18 protein-coding genes are annotated in these 16,908 nt (G+C 66.8%); 7 read left to right on the top strand and 11 right to left on the bottom strand.

All coding sequences use genetic code 11. The features are described from left to right. Positions 1-4: 4 nt before the first annotated feature. The 10 genes from AB0L82_RS04805 to AB0L82_RS04760 all read right to left on the bottom strand — a co-directional run bounded on the left by AB0L82_RS04805 (position 5) and on the right by AB0L82_RS04760 (position 9,523). A complete protein-coding gene (locus tag AB0L82_RS04805) occupies positions 5-1,651 on the bottom strand; it encodes a cation acetate symporter (protein WP_364631078.1) in 1,647 nt (548 codons plus the stop codon). Continuing rightward, positions 1,648-2,004: a DUF485 domain-containing protein gene (locus AB0L82_RS04800; protein WP_364631075.1), complete on the bottom strand. Its 357-nt coding sequence runs from the start codon at positions 2,002-2,004 to the stop codon at positions 1,648-1,650. Before AB0L82_RS04800 ends, AB0L82_RS04805 begins: the two co-directional genes overlap by 4 nt. Positions 2,005-2,139: 135 nt before the next feature. Next, positions 2,140-3,666 (bottom strand): cation acetate symporter, encoded by a 1,527-nt coding sequence (locus AB0L82_RS04795; protein ID WP_364632779.1) that lies wholly within the window; start codon positions 3,664-3,666, stop codon positions 2,140-2,142. Between the two features lie 25 nt (positions 3,667-3,691). Further along, positions 3,692-4,057: a hypothetical protein gene (locus AB0L82_RS04790; protein ID WP_364631072.1), complete on the bottom strand. Its 366-nt coding sequence runs from the start codon at positions 4,055-4,057 to the stop codon at positions 3,692-3,694. Between the two features lie 136 nt (positions 4,058-4,193). Next, entirely contained in the window at positions 4,194-4,982 is a 789-nt protein-coding gene (locus tag AB0L82_RS04785; protein ID WP_364631069.1) for a LytTR family DNA-binding domain-containing protein, read from the bottom strand. 298 nt (positions 4,983-5,280) lie between these two features. Beyond that, on the bottom strand, positions 5,281-6,435 hold the full coding sequence (locus AB0L82_RS04780; RefSeq protein WP_364632777.1) for a histidine kinase: 1,155 nt from the start codon (positions 6,433-6,435) through the stop codon (positions 5,281-5,283). A 17-nt stretch (positions 6,436-6,452) separates the two neighbouring features. After that, the gene (locus AB0L82_RS04775) at positions 6,453-6,905 is read right to left on the bottom strand and encodes a flavodoxin family protein (protein WP_364631066.1); all 453 of its coding nucleotides are present in this window, start codon (positions 6,903-6,905) and stop codon (positions 6,453-6,455) included. A gap of 106 nt (positions 6,906-7,011) precedes the next feature. After that, complete coding sequence (gene msrA / locus AB0L82_RS04770; protein ID WP_364631063.1) at positions 7,012-7,524, bottom strand: peptide-methionine (S)-S-oxide reductase MsrA; 513 nt, start codon at positions 7,522-7,524, stop codon at positions 7,012-7,014. Then, on the bottom strand, positions 7,521-7,976 hold the full coding sequence (gene msrB / locus AB0L82_RS04765) for a peptide-methionine (R)-S-oxide reductase MsrB (protein ID WP_364631060.1): 456 nt from the start codon (positions 7,974-7,976) through the stop codon (positions 7,521-7,523). The genes msrA and msrB overlap by 4 nt, the downstream gene beginning before the upstream one ends. A gap of 110 nt (positions 7,977-8,086) precedes the next feature. Next, the gene (locus AB0L82_RS04760) at positions 8,087-9,523 is read right to left on the bottom strand and encodes a DHA2 family efflux MFS transporter permease subunit (RefSeq protein ID WP_364631057.1); all 1,437 of its coding nucleotides are present in this window, start codon (positions 9,521-9,523) and stop codon (positions 8,087-8,089) included. Between the two features lie 86 nt (positions 9,524-9,609). Between AB0L82_RS04760 and AB0L82_RS04755 the strand changes: the two genes are divergently transcribed. From AB0L82_RS04755 to puuE, 7 genes are all read left to right on the top strand, one after another. Next, positions 9,610-10,044, top strand: coding sequence for a MarR family transcriptional regulator (locus AB0L82_RS04755; RefSeq protein ID WP_364631054.1), 435 nt, complete (start codon positions 9,610-9,612; stop codon positions 10,042-10,044). Positions 10,045-10,155: 111 nt separating this feature from the next. After that, on the top strand, positions 10,156-10,842 hold the full coding sequence (locus AB0L82_RS04750) for a GntR family transcriptional regulator (RefSeq protein ID WP_364632776.1): 687 nt from the start codon (positions 10,156-10,158) through the stop codon (positions 10,840-10,842). 90 nt (positions 10,843-10,932) lie between these two features. Continuing rightward, positions 10,933-12,444, top strand: a complete 1,512-nt coding sequence (locus AB0L82_RS04745) for an NCS1 family nucleobase:cation symporter-1 (RefSeq protein ID WP_364631051.1) — start codon at positions 10,933-10,935, stop codon at positions 12,442-12,444. Between the two features lie 5 nt (positions 12,445-12,449). Further along, a complete protein-coding gene (locus tag AB0L82_RS04740) occupies positions 12,450-13,196 on the top strand; it encodes an aspartate/glutamate racemase family protein (protein WP_364631047.1) in 747 nt (248 codons plus the stop codon). Next, positions 13,193-14,407 (top strand): aldolase/citrate lyase family protein, encoded by a 1,215-nt coding sequence (locus AB0L82_RS04735; RefSeq protein ID WP_364631044.1) that lies wholly within the window; start codon positions 13,193-13,195, stop codon positions 14,405-14,407. The genes AB0L82_RS04740 and AB0L82_RS04735 overlap by 4 nt, the downstream gene beginning before the upstream one ends. Beyond that, entirely contained in the window at positions 14,404-15,426 is a 1,023-nt protein-coding gene (gene alc / locus AB0L82_RS04730; protein WP_364631042.1) for an allantoicase, read from the top strand. Before AB0L82_RS04735 ends, alc begins: the two co-directional genes overlap by 4 nt. Continuing rightward, positions 15,423-16,340, top strand: coding sequence for an allantoinase PuuE (puuE, locus tag AB0L82_RS04725; RefSeq protein ID WP_364631039.1), 918 nt, complete (start codon positions 15,423-15,425; stop codon positions 16,338-16,340). The genes alc and puuE overlap by 4 nt, the downstream gene beginning before the upstream one ends. A 56-nt stretch (positions 16,341-16,396) precedes the next feature. On the opposite strand, the gene AB0L82_RS04720 is transcribed toward puuE, so the two are convergent. Beyond that, positions 16,397-16,891 carry a hypothetical protein gene (locus AB0L82_RS04720; protein WP_364631036.1) on the bottom strand — a complete coding sequence of 165 codons (495 nt, stop codon included), beginning with the start codon at positions 16,889-16,891 and terminating at the stop codon, positions 16,397-16,399. Positions 16,892-16,908: the final 17 nt, after the last annotated feature.

The following is a 16,908-nucleotide window of genomic DNA, read 5'->3' as shown; positions in this document are numbered from 1 at the left end:
GTCGTCAGTGCGCGACGGCTTGCTCGGCGCCGACGCCGGTGAGGGCGCGGACCTCCATTTCGGCGGCCTTGGCCGGGTCTTCGTTATTCCGGCCCAGGTAGGTGCCGACAATGCCGAGGACGAAGGCCAGCGGAATGGATACGATGCCCGGATTGGACAGCGGGAACCAGGCGAAATCGCGGCTCGGGATCATGGCGGTCTTCGCACCGGATACCGCCGGGGAGAAGACGATCAGCACGATCGTCGAGATCAGGCCGCCGTACATGCTGAACAGCGCGCCGGTGGTGTTGAAGCGCTTCCAGAACAGCGAGTACAGGATGGTCGGCAGATTGGCCGCGGCGGCGACCGCGAAGGCCAGCGCCACCAGGAAGGCGATGTTCTGGCCGTTGGCGAGGATGCCGAGGCCGATCGCGATCAGGCCGATCACCACGGCGGTGATGCGGGAGACCCGAACCTGTTCGGCCTCACCGGCTTTACCGCGTTTGATGACTCCGGCGTAGATATCGTGTGCGAAGGAGGCCGAGGCGGTGATGGTGAGTCCGGCGACCACGGCCAGGATGGTCGCGAACGCCACCGCCGAGATAATGCCGAGCAGCACCACACCGCCGAGTTCGAAGGCCAGCAGCGGGGCCGCGGAGTTCTGGCCGCCCGCCGCGGCGAGGATCTTGTCCGGGCCGACGATGGCGGCCGCGCCGTAGCCGAGCACCAGGGTGAAGACGTAGAACGCGCCGATCAGGCCGATGGCCCAGACCACCGAGCGGCGGGCTTCCTTGGCGGTGGGCACGGTGTAGAAGCGCATGAGCACGTGCGGGAGTCCGGCGGTGCCGAGCACCAGTGCCAGGCCGAGGGAGACGAAGTTCAGTTTGGAGGTTTCACTGCCGCCGTACTGTGCGCCCGGAGCCAGCACATCGCGATGTGCCACAGCCTTGTTCGCGGATTCGGAGACGTGCTGCTGCGCCGAGCCCAGGATCTCGGAGAGATTGAAACCGAAGTTGCCCAGCACCATGACGGTCATGAACGCCGCACCGGTGATCAGCAGGACGGCTTTGATGATCTGTACCCAGGTGGTGCCCTTCATACCGCCGATGAGCACGTAGGCGATCATGAGCAGGCCGACCACCGCGATGACCACGGATTGTCCTGCGCGACTGTCGATATCGAGCAGCAGGGCGACCAGACCGCCCGCGCCCGCCATCTGGGCCAGCAGGTAGAACAGCGAAACGGTCAGGGTGGACAGGGCCGCGGCGGTGCGCACCGGGCCCTGCTTCAGACGGAAGCTGAGCACATCGGCCATGGTGAATTTGCCGGTGTTCCTGAGCATTTCGGCGACCAGTAGCAGTGCGACCAGCCACGCCACCAGGAAGCCGATGGAGTAGAGGAAGCCGTCGTAGCCGTAGACGGCGATGGCTCCCGCGATACCGAGGAAACTCGCGGCCGAAAGATAGTCGCCCGCAATGGCAATGCCGTTCTGCGGGCCGGAGAAACCGCGGCCACCGGTGAAGAAGTCCGAGGCGCTGGCGGTATTCCGGCTGGCGCGGACCACCACGACCATGGTGACCGCGACGAAGACCGCGAAGATGGCGATATTGGCGGCCGGATTGCCGACCGTGGCGGCGGCGAGGGTGTTCGTTGTGCCGGCGAAGACGTTCATGCCTGTCCGCCTTCCAGTTCGGCGCGCAGTGCGGCGGCGCGGGGATCGAGCTCGCGCCCGGCGAAGCGCACGTACAGCGCCGTGATCACGAAGGTGGAGACGAATTGCCCCGCGCCCAGGATCAATCCGACATTGATATTGCCGATCACCCTGTGCGCCATGAAGTCATGCGCGTACGCGCCGAGCAGCACGTACACCACGTACCAGGCCAGGAAGAGCGCGGTCATGGGGAAGACGAAGCGGCGCAGTCGATGACGCAGTTCCTGGAATTGCGGACTGGCTTGGGCGGCGGCGAAGTCCGCTGCGGTCAACTCGCGCGGTGGCGCGGCGAGACCGGATTCGGTACTGCTCATCGGATTCCTAGCGTGTGATGTGGCTAACTGTGACGACGCTAACCAGCGCGGCGACCGGGCAGAACGGTGTGGGCTGGGTCACTCGGTGAAGGTGCCCGGTTCTGCGGTGAGCGGTCGGTTCGGCGCGATGAACGGTCAGGCCGAGCGCAAGCCCCGTTCCCGGTCCGCGCCCATACCCAGGGGTTCGGGGGCGTGCATGCGGACGAAGATATTCGCGATCTCCGGGGCGGATTGGCGGCGGGTCAGGCGGCTCACCAGGATCATCGCGGCGAAGGCGACGGGCACGCTGACGGCGGCGGGATAGCTGAGCAGGGCCGAGGGCCAGCCCGCGGCGAGGGTGTGCGAGACGCCGCCGGAGACCGAGACTGCGGTGGCGGTGCCCGACAGCAGTCCACCTGCGATGAGGCCGACGGCCGCGCCGGTGGCGGTCAGGCCGCGCCACCAGATGCCGAGCACCAGCAGCGGGCAGAGGGTGGATGCGGCGACCGCGAAGGCCAGGCCGACGGCGCGCGAAAGATCAAGGGAGACAACGGTCAGGGCGAGTAACAGCGGCACGGTGCCGGTGATGATCGCCGCCAGGCGGAAATCGCGGATGCGGCCGCGCAGCAGATCGGTGCCGACCACGCCCGCGATGCTGACCAGCAGGCCGGAAGAGGTGGACAGGAATGCCGCCACCGCGCCCGCCGCCACCAAGGCCGCGAGGAGTTGGCCGGGCAGACCGGAGAGCACGGCGCTGGGCAGCAGCAGAACCGCGGCATCCGAGGCACCGGCGTTGGACAGCCTCGCCGCGTACAGGCGCGCGAGTATGCCCAGCAGCACCGGGAACAGGTAGAAGAATCCGACCAGGCCGATCACCGAAAGCGCTGTGCTGCGGGCCTTTCGGCCGTCCGGATTGGTATAGAACCGCACCAGTACGTGCGGGAGTCCCATGGTGCCCAGGAACGTCGCGATGATCAGCGAGTACACCTGATACATCGGATGCGGGCCGCCGAGCCCGCCGCCGGGGAGCAGCCACTGCGCATCGGTGACCGCGGTCAGATGCGGTGCGCTCGAATCATCTTCGTGCCGAAGGAAATACGCGAGCAACACCAGGCCCGGGATCGCGACGGCGGTAAGTTTGAGCCAGTACTGGAACGCCTGCACGAAGGTGATCGATCGCATACCGCCGCCCGCGACGGTGCCGATGACGATGACGCCCACCGCGACCGCGCCCACCCAGTCGGGTACGCCCAGCAGAATCCGCAGCGTCAGGCCCGCGCCTTGGAACTGCGGAATCATGTAGACGCCGCAAATCAGCACCACGACAAGGGCGGTCAGCTTGCGCACCGGGCGCGACCCCAACCGGAACTCCACGAAGTCCGGCATCGTGTACGCGCCCGAACGGCGCAGCGGTGCGGCGACGAACAGCAGCAGGCCCAGATATCCGGCGGTGAATCCGACCGGATACCAGAGCGCGTCCGCCCCGTACTTGGCGATCAACCCGGCAACGCCGAGATACGAAGCGGCCGAAAGGTATTCACCCGATACCGCGGCCGCGTTCCACCGCGGCCCCACCGACCGCGAAGCCACCAGGAAATCCGAGGTGGTGCGGGCCAGCCGCACCCCGTAACTCCCGATCGCCACACTCGCGAACGCGGCGAGCAGCAACGCCGCCACCGTCATCCACGACCCGGGCTGCGAATCCACCTCAGTCCCCGGTCAATTCGCCGAAGTCCTGCTCATTGCGCTCGGCCAGCCGCACATAGACCACCCCGGCCACGAACAACATCGGATACACCGCGAACCCCAGCAGCACCCAGGGCAACCGCAGCCCGAAGACTTCGGCGCTCCCCAGCGGCCCCAACGCGAACAACAATGGCAGCGCCCCGAGCGCACCCACCACGACCAGACCCACGCGCACGGCCAAGCCGAACTGCGCGCGAATCAACCCGCCGATCATGGCCGCGCCCACCTCGGTCTGCTCGGCCACCTCCACCCGGGTCCGCACCAGCCGAGCGCCCCGTCGCTCCGCGAGCACCACCCGCTCTCGCTGCGGCCGTTGCCCACTCGTCATCGGACGGCCTCGACCAATACGGCGGTAATGCTGCAGTCGGGCACTGAGCGTTTTCGCGCGCCGGATGGATGAGCCGCCGCGCGAAGTCGCCTATGCGGCGACGCTCCACCGCATCCCGGTCGATTCAGCGCCCGCATCAGCGCGGGGTCCGATGCTGACGCGGCGTATGGATCAACCGTTGTTTGAGGTCGCGTACCTGGCGACGGCTGACCGGGAGTTCCACCGCCGCCGCGCTGCCCTCCGCGCGCAGGCAGACCACCGTGCCGGTGCCGACCGTGCGCAGCCCGGTGACCAGACGTAAGGCCACCAGGTAGGAGCGGTGCACGCGCACGAAACCGGCTTCCTGCCAGCGGGATTCCAGTTCGGAGAGTGGGATGCGGACCAGGTGTGAGCCCGAATTGGTGTGCAGGCGTGAGTAATCGCCGTCCGCTTCGACCCAACTCACCGAAGCGCGGTTCACCAATGTCGTCGCGCCGCCGAGCTCGACCGGGATCACCTCGTGCGGATCGATATCGGCCACCGGCGGGGGCTGGGCCCGCCCCGCGACAATTCGCCGCACGGCCTCTGCCAGCCGCGCCTCTCGCAATGGTTTGAGCAGGTAATCCACCGCGCCCAAATCGAATGCCGCTACCGCCCGATCATCATGCGCGGTCACGAACACCACGGCGGGCGGCCTGGCGAATTCCGACAGAATGCCTGCCAGTTCGAGCCCATCCAGCCCGGGCATATTGATATCCAGGAACACCGCGTCCACCGTGTGCGCGCGCAACAACCGCAGCGCGCTGGTGACATCACCCGCCGCATGGATCTCCCCGACCCCGGATTGCGCCCGCAGCAGATACACGAGTTCGTCCAAGGCCGGTTTCTCGTCATCCACGGCGAGCACGCGTAGCGCGGCGTCGGTCGAGTCAGTGGTCCTGGTCACAGTCCGGACATCCTAATCCCGGTATATTCGTCTCCGTCACCCCGGGATATCCGGGCAATTCGAACATGACGGCGGTCAACGACCTGACCGAGCCGTTCAGCAGCATCTTCCACGGCCAACCCGGCCCACACTCGATGGACCGATGCCGAACGGCCGTGTTCGCCGGACTGTGAATCAGTGCAACTCCGCCCTACCTGTGCGTCGGTGGCTCCACGCGCAGCGTGAACAGGTGCCGCATCCGGGTGGTTCTCGGCAGGCGGGCCGGGCTGCACCGATGGATGGGTCGCTGTATCGGCCATCACGCCCGCACCCCCGGGCGGAATTTGGGGACGCGCATGCTGACCTTGGTGCCCGCGCCGGGGGCGGTTTCGACGATCAGGCCGTAGTCGTTGCCGAAGGCGGCGCGCAGGCGATCGTCCACATTGGCGAGGCCGACGTGGGCGGATTCGGCTGTGCCGGAGGTGGTGTGGATGGCGTCGAGGGCATCGGAGCGCAGGATTTCGGGATCCATGCCTATGCCGTCGTCCTCGACCGAGATGAGGCAGTCGGCGCCCGCGTCCTCGGCGACGATGGTGACGGTGCCGAGGCCGGGCTGGGTGGCGAGGCCGTGCCGGACGGCGTTCTCGACCAGGGGTTGCAGGGCCAGGAAGGGCAGTACGACCGTGAGGACATCGGGGGCTATCTGCAGGCGCACGCGCAGGGCTTCGCCGAAGCGGGCGCGTTCGAGCGCGAGGTAGCGGTCGATATTGGTGAGTTCGTCTGCCAGAGAGGTGAATTCACCGGCCGTACGGAAGGAGTAGCGGGTGAAGTCCGCGAAATCGAGGATGAGTTCGCGCGCTCGATCCGGATCGGTGCGCACGAACGAGCCGATCGTATTGAGCGCGTTGTAGATGAAATGCGGGCTGATCTGGGCACGCAACGCACGCACCTCGGCCCGGTCCAGGCGGGCGCGGGAGGCGTCGAGCTCCGCCAATTCGATTTGGCCGCAGGCATATCGAGCCACCTCGGCAACAGCGCCGAGCATGCCCGGCCCGGGCTTGCCACGGATCACCGCCCCGAGCGCACCGACCATCCCGCTGTGCTCACTCGGAAGCGGTTGCGCCAGCAGGGTATAGCCGTCCGCACAGGACACGAGCACGGACCGCTCCCCCGCGATCGCGCGACTCGCCGCCTCCCCGAACGCTTCCCCGAGTTCGGCATGCGCGCCATCCCACGCCAGCAGCGTCCCGGCGGCATCAGCGATACCCAGCGCTTCGGCACCCGTGAGTGCGCGCAGATAGGGCGCGGCCTGTCCGGCCGAGTCCCGAGTCAGCCCGCCGCGCAACGGTTTCGCCGCCAGCGCGGCCGTCTGCAATGCCGCGTGCACCGCCCGCTCGGCGGGCGTGGTCACCGATCGGCGCGTGCGCGGCCACGCGAACAGAGCCGCCGCGATGAGCGCCCCGGCGATGACGATCGCGACCGAGGTAGCACTCACGGCATGAGCTGAGCGGCCACCGTAGCCCCCAGCTCCCAACACCGCTCCACATCCTGCTTGGTCGGCGGCCCCGAAACAATCACCGCCGCAGCCGCTTTCTCCCACCCGAGCCCGGTGGTGATGCTCTCCACCCCCCGCTCCGCCCCCTCGGTCCCCTGATTCCCATGCATGTACATCGCGTACGGCCGCCCCCTGGTCGAATCCAGGCACGGATAATAGAACGTATCGAACGCATGCTTCAGAGCCCCGGACATATACCCGAGATTCGCGGGCGTGCCGAGCAGATAGCCATCCGCCTCGAGCACATCGCTCGCGGTCACGGACAGGGCCGCCCGCCGCACCACTTCCACGCCCTGGATCTCCGGATCGGTGGCCCCCGCCACCACCGCCTCGAACATCTCCTGCATATGCGGTGACGGCGTGTGATGGATGAGCAGCAGCTTCGGCACGTCCCCGAGCCTAATGCCGGGTACGCCGGTATCCGCCGACCCTGCCCGAACACGAAAAGGCCGCGCCACCCGTACTCGGGTGACGCGGCCGTTCATTCAGCCTCTACTACTTGGCCGTCTCGCGCTTGGGCAGTTTCCAGCCTGGGCGGGGGAAGTGGCAGGTGTAGCCCTCGGGGTAGCGCAGGAGGTAGTCCTGGTGTTCCGGCTCGGCATCCCAGAAGGTGCTGGCGGGGGTTACCTCGGTGACCACCTTGCCGGGCCACAGGCCGGAGGCGTCTACGTCGGCGATGGTGTCCAGGGCTATCTGCTTCTGCTCGTCGTCGAGGTAGAAGATGGCGGAGCGGTAGCTGTCGCCGATGTCGTTGCCCTGGCGGTTCTTGGTGGTGGGGTCGTGGATCTGGAAGAGGAATTCCAGCAGGGCGCGGTAGTCGGTGACCGCGGGGTCGTAGTCGATCTCCACGGCTTCCGCGTGTCCGGGATGGTTGCGGTAGGTGGGGTGGTCGTTGCGGCCGCCGGTGTAGCCGACCTTGGTGGAGAGCACACCGGGCTGGCGGCGGATCAGATCCTCCATGCCCCAGAAGCATCCGCCGGCCAGAATCGCCTTGCGCGTGTCGGTCACGCCTCCTCCTTCGTGAAGAGAGTCTTGTACTGTCCGTAGCCTTCCGCCTCGAGGTTATCGAGGTGGATGAAACGCAAGGCCGCGGAGTTGATGCAGTATCGCAGTCCGCCCTGATCGCGCGGGCCATCGGTGAACACGTGCCCGAGATGGCTGTCACCGTGAGCGGACCGCACCTCGGTGCGAATCATCAGATGGCTGATATCGCGCTTCTCGAATACATTGCTGGCGTCGATCGGTTTGGTGAAGCTCGGCCACCCCGATCCGGACTCGAACTTGTCTGTCGAGGCGAACAACGGTTCGCCGGAGACGACGTCCACGTAGATTCCCGGCTCGTGGTTGTCCCAGTACTCGCCGGTGAACGCTCGCTCGGTGCCGTTCTCCTGCGTGACGTGGTACTGCTCGGGTGAGAGCGCCGCTACCGCCGCCGGATTCCGGTTGTATTCCTGTGTCACCTGACCTCCTCTTATCGGCCACACGTACAACCGGCCACCCCGGATGGAAGTTCCCGCCCCCGGCCGGGCGTCACACTTCGTTCATTATTCGCCACGCCCGGGGCGCGCGGCTACCTGCGCTGGTGGCGGCGCAATTGGGTCGACGCGATCGAGGCGATCAGCGACAGTGCGGCCAGCACGGCGAAGGCCAGCTGATATCCGGTGACCGGGGACCACTCGGAAGCCGTTGCGCGGGAGAGGATTACCGCGACGACCGCGACTCCCACCGCACCGCCGATGCGCTGCAGGATATTGACGAAGGCCGCCGCGTCGGGCAGTTGATCCGGGCGAACGGCGGCATAGGCGGCCGACACCAGGGGCATGCCCGCGAGCGCCGTCGCCACGCCGGCCGCGAACAGAAGTAGCTGTACGACAACGAGATTGGCGTCCTTCGGCAGGAACGCGAAGGGCAAGAGGGTGACGGCCACGCCCAGATTGCCGAAGATGGCGATGAAGCCGCCGCCGAATCGGTCGGCCAGGCGCCCGCCCAGCGGCAGGGTGATGACACCGCCCGCGCCGAAGGCGATGAGCAGCACACCCGTGCGAATCAGGCCGTCACCGTGCAATACCTGGAAATACAGGGGCAGCAGCACCATGACGCTGAACATGGACGCCCCGGCGAAGAAACTGGCGGTATTCGCCGCGGCGAAGACCCGATTGCCGAACATCCGGACATCGAGCAGCGGCCGGACGCTACCGGCGGTGCGAATGATGAAACCAGCCAGCGCGGCCAGGCCGAGCACGACCGGCAACCAGACCGATAGCGATGCGGCGGAACCGGTTTCGCCGATTTCCGACAGCCCGTAGACGACCGCGGACACACCGCCGCCCGCCAGGATAAGGCCGATGACGTCCAGCGGTTGCGTCGACCCACCGGGCCCCAGCGGCAGATAGCGCAGACCGAGCGCGAACCCGATCAGCCCCAGCGGGATATTGATCAGGAACAGCCACTGCCAGCTCCAGTGCGCGAGCATGAGACCGCCGACGGTCGGCCCGAGGGCGGGCGCACCGACCACGGCGATGCCGACCACACCCATCACCCGGCCCATGCGCTGCGGCCCGGCAGCCTGACCGAGAATGGTTTGACCCGCGGGAATCATGACTCCCGCGGCCAGGCCCTGAAGCACCCGCAGGGCGATGAGCCAGCCGGCGGAACCGGCCAGGGCGCACAGCCCCGAGGTGATGGTGAACGCGAGCATGGCCCCCAGCCACAGCCGCCCGACGCCGAAGCGGCGGCCGAGCCAGCCGCAGACGGTGAGCGAAACACCAAGGGCCAGTAGGTATCCGCTTGCCACCCATTGAATCGTGGCGAGCGAGGCGTGCAGATCCGCGCCGATGGTGTGCAGCCCGATATTCACCAGCGAGGTGTCGAGCATGCCCATGATCGCGCCGAACACCACGACGGCGGCGGTGCGCCAGACATAGGCGGGGATCTTGCCGGATGCGGCGGGTGCATCCGGTGCGCGAGAGGTGGTGGGGGCGTTGGTATCCGGGCGCGTCCGCGTCATCGGATGACTCCTTCGAATGTACTTGAGCTTAGCAATTGCAGACTCTAACAATGATTGAGCTACTCAACAATAGATATAATCCGCAGGTGACCGAAAGCCGCGACTACTACCCCCGGGACCTGCTGCGCTATCCGACCTACGCGCTCGGCAAGCTGCACAAGGCCATGCACGTCGAGCTGGGGACACCGCTGCGCGAGCACTGGGTGCTCACCTACCTGTCGGAGTTCAGCGAGATCTCCCAGCAGGAGATCGCCGACGGACTCGGCATCGATCGCAGCGAGGTGGTGCGGCTGGTCGACAGCCTGGAGAAGTCCGGCCTGGTCACCCGCACCCGCGATCCGGAGGATCGACGCCGGTACCGGCTCGCCATGACCACCGCGGGGCGCAAACTGCGCGATGAGACCAATGCCCGGATCTCCGCCGCCACCGACAATCTGCTACATCGGCTCACCCCCGCGGAACGCGAGACGCTGCACCGGCTTTCGCTCAAGGCGCTCGGTTACGACCTGGACGAGCTCTGACCGATACGCCTGATCTGCCCGGATGCGCGTCCGGTCCGGCAACCGGGCGACTACCGTGAACGGGTGCCCTCTCGACCGCGACTACCGCGTTTACCCCAGCTCACGCCCGCACTGGACGCGCATCGCGGCTACACCCAGCACGAAATCCTGGACGAACTGCGCAGGCTGATCCTGGGCGGCAATCTGCCGCCCGGCACCGGGATGCCGCTGGGCGAATTGGCCAGGCAGTTCGGGGTGAGCGCCATTCCGGTGCGGGAATCGCTGCAAACGCTCATCGGCGAGGGCCTGGTCGAGCATCGGCCCAATTTCGGCTATCAGGTCACCCTGTTGACCGCCGCCGAACTCAGCGAACTGTATGTGGTGCGGGAGAGCTTGGAGGCCGCCGCGCTCGCCGCCGCGGTCTCGCGGGCCACCGCCGAGGATCATGAACTCGCGCGCGAGACCCATGCCCGGCTCGAGCGCGCGATTCTCACCGAGGACGCGGTGGCCTATCACCGCGAGACCAGGAACTTCCATCTCGCGCTGGTGCTGCCGTCCGCGATGCCGCGGGTGGTGCACATGCTCGAATACGCCTGGAATATCACCGAACCGGTGCAGCCGATGGTGCACGCCAGCACCGCCGATCGAGTGGTGCTGCACGCCGATCACAGCAAGCAGCTCGCGGCCTTCCTCGCACGTGATGCGGCGGCGCTGTTGGACGCCACCGCGGCACACCATCTGCGACTCAACGGAGTACTGTCGCGACTGCCCACCGACACCGGACTTTTTGCGGATTCCGCAGGTGGGAAAGATATATAGTTTCAGCAACACCCGGGCAATACCGGCTCGATAGCGTCGCGCACACCCTTGTTCCCGAAGGCCGGGACCCGATGAGATCGGATGTGCGACATGCCCGAAACCGTTGCGCCGCCGTCCACGAGTGCGCCCCACTCGGCGGTGACCAACGCGCCGGACTACGACCCCCGGTTGGTCAATGACGACCTCGCCCCGCTGCGTGAGCAGACCTGGGGCACCTACAACATTTTCGCGTTCTGGATGTCGGACGTGCACAGCGTCGGCGGCTATGTCACCGCGGGCAGCCTGTTCGCACTGGGCCTGCACAGCTGGCAGGTGCTGATCGCCCTGGTCGTCGGCATCACCATCGTGTACGGGCTGTGCAATCTGGTGGCCAAACCCTCGCAGGTGACGGGTGTGCCGTATCCGGTCATGTGCCGCAGCGCGTTCGGTGTGCTCGGCGCGAATGTGCCCGCCATTATTCGCGGTCTGATCGCGGTGGCCTGGTACGGGATTCAGACCTTCCTGGCGTCGGCGGCGCTGGACGTGGTGCTGATCAAGCTGTTTCCGGGGCTCGCGCCGTACGCGGTGGTCGATGACTACGGATTCCTCGGGCTGTCCGCACTGGGCTGGGCCTCATATCTGATTCTCTGGGTGCTGCAGGCGGCCGTGTTCTGGCGTGGCATGGAGTCGATTCGCAAGTTCATCGACTTCTGCGGTCCGGCCGTCTACGTGGTGATGTTCGTGCTGTGCGGCTACCTGATCTGGAAGGCCGGCTGGAGCGGGATCGATCTGAACCTCGGTAAGCAGACGCTGTCGGGCTGGTCGGCGCTGCCGGTCATGCTGGGCGCGATCGCGCTGGTGGTCTCCTATTTCTCCGGTCCGATGCTGAACTTCGGCGACTTCTCGCGCTACGGCAAGTCCTTCGCGGCGGTGAAGAAGGGCAATCTGCTCGGGCTGCCGGTGAACTTCCTGGTGTTCTCGCTGCTGGTCGTGGTGACCGCGTCGCTGACGATTCCGGTGTACGGCGAGTTGATCACCGATCCGGTCGCGACCGTGGCGCGCATCGACAACACCTTCGCCATCGTGCTGGGCGCGCTGACCTTCACCATCGCCACCATCGGCATCAATATCGTGGCCAACTTCATCTCCCCCGCCTTCGATTTCTCGAATGTGAATCCGCAGCGCATCAGCTGGCGGATGGGCGGCATGATCGCGGCGGTCGGATCGGTGCTGATCACGCCGTGGAATCTGTACAACAACCCCGATGTCATCCACTACACCCTGGAAACGCTCGGCGCGTTCATCGGCCCGCTGTTCGGCGTGCTGATCGCCGACTACTACCTGGTGCGCAAGCAGCGGGTGAACGTCGACGAGCTGTTCACCATGTCTGAGCACGGAAGTTATTGGTACCGCAGGGGTTACAACCCGGCGGCTATTCTCGCGACTGTTGTCGGCGCGGTGTTCGCGGTGATTCCGGTGCTGGCCTCGGGCCGGATGACCGGGATGTACACGGCCGCGCAGTACAGCTGGTTCATCGGCTGCGGTCTCGCATTGGCCGGGTACTACCTGCTGGCCACCCGGGGACCGCTGCGCCTGTCCGTATCCGTATCCGAAGATCGGTGAGACGCATGCGAATTCGAGTCATCAATCCCAATACCACCGCGGCCATGACGGATCTGGCCGCCGCGGCCGCGCGGGCCGTGGTCGCGCCCGGGACCATTGTGGAGGGCATCACCTCGGCGATGGGACCGGCGTCCATCGAAAGTCATTACGACGAAGCGCTTTCGGTGCCGGGACTGCTCGCGGAGATCGCGCGCGGTGAGGCCGAGGGCGTGGACGGCTATGTCATCTCCTGTTTCGGCGATCCCGGCTTGGACGCGGCGCGGGAGCTGGCGCGCGGCCCGGTGATCGGTATCGCCGAGGCCGCCATGCAGGCCGCCAGTCATTTCGGGCGCGGGTTCAGTGTGGTCACCACGCTGGCCCGGACCTCGGGCCGGGCCGCGGAATTGGCCGAGCGCTACGGGATGGAGCGGTTCTGCGCGGGTATCCACGCGTGTGAGATTCCGGTGCTGGAACTGGAGGATCCCAAGGCGCGCACCGTGATCGCCGACGCCTGCCGCGATGCCGTGCACACCGATAACTCCGATGCCATCGTGCTCGGCTGCGCGGGCATGGCCGATCTGTGCGAATACCTCACGCGGGAGGTCGGCGTCCCCGTCATCGACGGTGTCGCCGCCGCCACGCTCACCGCGCAATCCCTGATCACCATGGGGCTGCGCAAATCCGGGCGCGGGGAGTACGCCGCACCGCTGCCCAAGCAGTACACCGGCCTGCTGGCCGAATTCTCACTGGACAGTCAGGAGGCGCGTAAGTGACCCTGCCCGCGTACGTACTGGGCGATATCGAAGGCCGGTTGCGGTCGGTCGATGCGGAACTGGCGCAACACTATCCGGGTGATCGGGCGGGACAGCCTATTCACACCGCGTATGTGAGCGCGGCCGACGCCACCCCGGAACTGCCGAGGGAATGGGGCGCGACCGCCATCGAACTGGCCGGCAAGCACAGCGATGTGCTGACCGAACTGGGCGGGCCGGACGCGCTCACGCGCACGCTGAACGCGTTGCGCTGGCGGCCCATTCAGGATCTGCGGCTGGATTTCGAGGACGGGTACGGAACGCGTGGCGACGCGGTGGAGGATCGCGACGCGCTGCACGCCGGTGCGGTGCTGGCGGCGCTGCCCGCCGAGGTGGTCTCGCGCGGTATCCGCATGAAGGGGCTCACCACGCTCGAATGGGAGCGCGCGGTGCGCACTTTGGAGAAGGTCCTGGAAGGCGCGGGCGGGGTGCCCGACGGATTCGTCTTCACCATTCCCAAGATTCGTTCGGCCGAGCAGGCCGAGGCGGCCGTACTGCTGTGCGAGGCAATCGAATCCGCGCACGGGCTGCCGGAGCGATCGCTGAAGTTCGAATTGCAGATCGAGAGCCCGCAGGCCGTGATCGCCGCCGACGGCACCGCGACCGTCGCGCAGGCCATTCACCGCTCCGCCGGTCGCTGTACCGGATTGCATTACGGCACCTACGATTACAGCGCCGCCTGCGGTATCGCACCGCAGTTCCAGTCGCTGGAGCATCCGGTGGCCGATCATGCCAAGGCCGTCATGCAGGCCGCCGCCGCGCAGACCGGCGTCTGGGTCTGCGACGGCTCGACCCAGGTCCTGCCGCTGGGCACCGATGACGAGGTGCGCGCCGCGCTGGCCCGGCACTACCGCCTGGTCACCCGCTCCCTCGAGCGCGGCTACTACCAGGGCTGGGATATGGGCGCGGGCCACCTGGCCACCCGCTGGCTCGCCACCTTCGCCTTCTATCGCACCGCCCTCGAGGTGGCCGCACCCCGGATCGGCCGCTACCTGGATCGCCAGGGCGGCGCGGTGGTGGACGAACCGGCCACCGCCCAAGCCCTGGCGACCGTCGTGCTGCGCGGATTGGACTGCGGCGCTTTCGGTCCCGACGAGGTGACGGCGCTGGTCCCGGCCGCGACCGTCACCGTTCTCCATCAGTTGCGCGAAAGGAAAATGCCGACGCTATGACCGCCGACAAGACTGATTTCACTTTGCTGCCCGATCTGGCCGTGCGCTCGCTGGGCGGTGCGGTGATCTGGGCCAATGACGAATCCTTCGCCGAGCGCGAGAATCTCATCCGGCCGGAGGAATCCACCTATCAGCCCGCGACTTTCGGGCATAAGGGGCAGGTATACGACGGGTGGGAGACCCGGCGGCGGCGGGGGGATTTCGGGGATTCGCCGGATTCGGAGGATTGCGATATCGCGATCGTGCGGCTGGGTGTGCCCGGGGTGATTCACGGCGTCGTGGTGGACACCGCGTGGTTCAAGGGCAACTACCCGCCGGAGGTTTCGGTGGAAGCCATTGCGCTGGAGGGGTATCCGTCGGCCGAGGAGGTTGCGGGGCTGGACGGGTGGACCACCATTGTGGCGCGGGCCGCGGTGAACGGGGACAGTCGCAATCCGTTCCCGGTGGATTCCAAGCGGCGGTACACCCACGTGCGGTTGCGCATGTTCCCGGATGGCGGCGTGGCGCGCCTGCGGGTGCACGGGATCGCCAAACCCGAACTGCGGTGGCTGGATTCGGGGCCTTTCGATTTGGCGGCGCTGGAGAACGGCGGGCTCGTCGCGGACTGCTCCAACCGGTTCTACTCCCATCCCGAGCAGATCCTGCTGCCCGGGCGGGCGCGGTCCATGGGTGACGGCTGGGAGACCGCGCGGCGGCGCACCCGTGACAACGACTGGGTGCGAGTGCGTTTGGCGGGTGAGGGCGTGCTCACCATGGCCGAGATCGATACCTCGTACTTCCTGTTCAACAGCCCGGGAGCGGCTGCGCTGACCGGTATTCGCGCGGATGGCTCCGAGGTGGAGTTGCTGCCGCGCACCGTGCTTCGGCCCGATACCCGGCACCGGTTCGCCATCGACTCCGATGAGGCCGTGGTGGAGGTGCGCCTGGATGCCTTCCCGGATGGCGGGCTGGCGCGGCTGCGACTGTTCGGCACCCTCACCCCCGCCGCGCGGGCGGAGCTGGAAGGTGAACTCGCATGAGCGATTTCGACCTGAACTACCCGAGGGATATGGTCGGCTACGGGCCCAATCCCCCGCATCCGCACTGGCCCGGCGAGGCCAATATCGCGGTGAACTTCGTCCTCAATTATGAGGAGGGCGGGGAGAACAATGTGCTGGACGGGGACGAGGGCTCCGAGACGTTCCTGTCGGATATCGTTCCGGCACAGGCGTTCCCGAACCGGCACCTGTCCATGGAGACCATCTACGAGTACGGCTCACGCGCCGGACTGTGGCGGGTGCTGCGACTGTTCGAACAGCGCGATATCCCGCTGACCATCTTCGGGGTGGCGCGGGCGCTGGAACGCAATCCGGAAGCCGTCGCGGCGTTCAAACGCCTCGGGCATGAGATCGCCTGCCACGGACTGCGCTGGATCTCCTACCAGATGGCCGATCCGGAAACCGAGCGCAAGCATATGGAAGAGGCGGTAAACATTATTACCCGTCTCTTCGGTGCGCCGCCGCGCGGCTGGTACACCGGGCGGGACTCACCGCAGACCCGTGAGCTGGTGGTCGAGCACGGCGGCTTCGCCTACGACTCGGACTCGTACGCGGATGATCTGCCGTACTGGGTGAAGGTGGGCGAGCACGACCAGCTGGTGGTGCCGTACACCCTGGAGACCAATGACATGCGGTTCTCCTCCCCCGCCGGATTCGCCAACGGTGACGAGTTCTTCTCGTACCTGCGCGATGCCTTCGACGTCCTCTACGCCGAGGGCGCGGCGGGCGCACCGAAGATGCTGTCCGTCGGCCTGCACTGCCGGATCATCGGAAAGCCCGCTCGCGCAAAGTCTCTGGAACGCTTCCTGGACTACGTGCAGTCGCACGACAAGGTGTGGCTGACCCGCCGCATCGATATCGCCGACCACTGGCGGGCCACCCACCCGCCGCGGTAGCTGCGAAAATGGCCCGAAACCAACAGGTTCCGGGCCATTTTTCATTCGACAGTGAATCAGGATTGCCGGGCGGTGCGTTCCTGGCGCTCCAATTCGACTGCGCGGCGCATGACTTCGCGGGCGCGGGTGCGGTCGCCCGCGTAGTCGTAGGCGCGGGCGGCACGGTAGTTGGTGCGCCAGTTGTCCGGGTCGGCTTCCCATTCGACCTTCACGCGCTCGAAAAGCTGGTCGGCGGCTTCACGTTCCAGACGACCCGAGGGACGGCGCGGCAGGTCGGAGGTATCGAGTTCGAGCCCTTCGGCGTGGATCAGCTTCGCCAGATGCTGGTGTGCGAAGGCGGCGCGCACGCTGGAGGCCACGATCCAGACACCCAGTAGCGGCAGCAGCAGCACGCCCACGCCCAGGAGCGCCGCCGGGATCGACCCCGAACTGATCAGGCTCAGCGCGATCTTGCCCAGCAGCAGGAAGTAGAAGCCCAGGATCAGGACCAGGGCCGCGATGAACGCGACCCGCTTGCCGACCTCGCGGGAGTTGTTCTCCGGCGCGGTCATCGTCGAACCCCGTTCGG

It is taken from the genome of Nocardia sp. NPDC052001 (assembly GCF_040680615.1).
Lineage (GTDB): Bacteria > Actinomycetota > Actinomycetes > Mycobacteriales > Mycobacteriaceae > Nocardia.
Note: the sequence above shows the minus strand (reverse complement) of the source record. Positions and strands in the feature narration are given on the sequence as shown.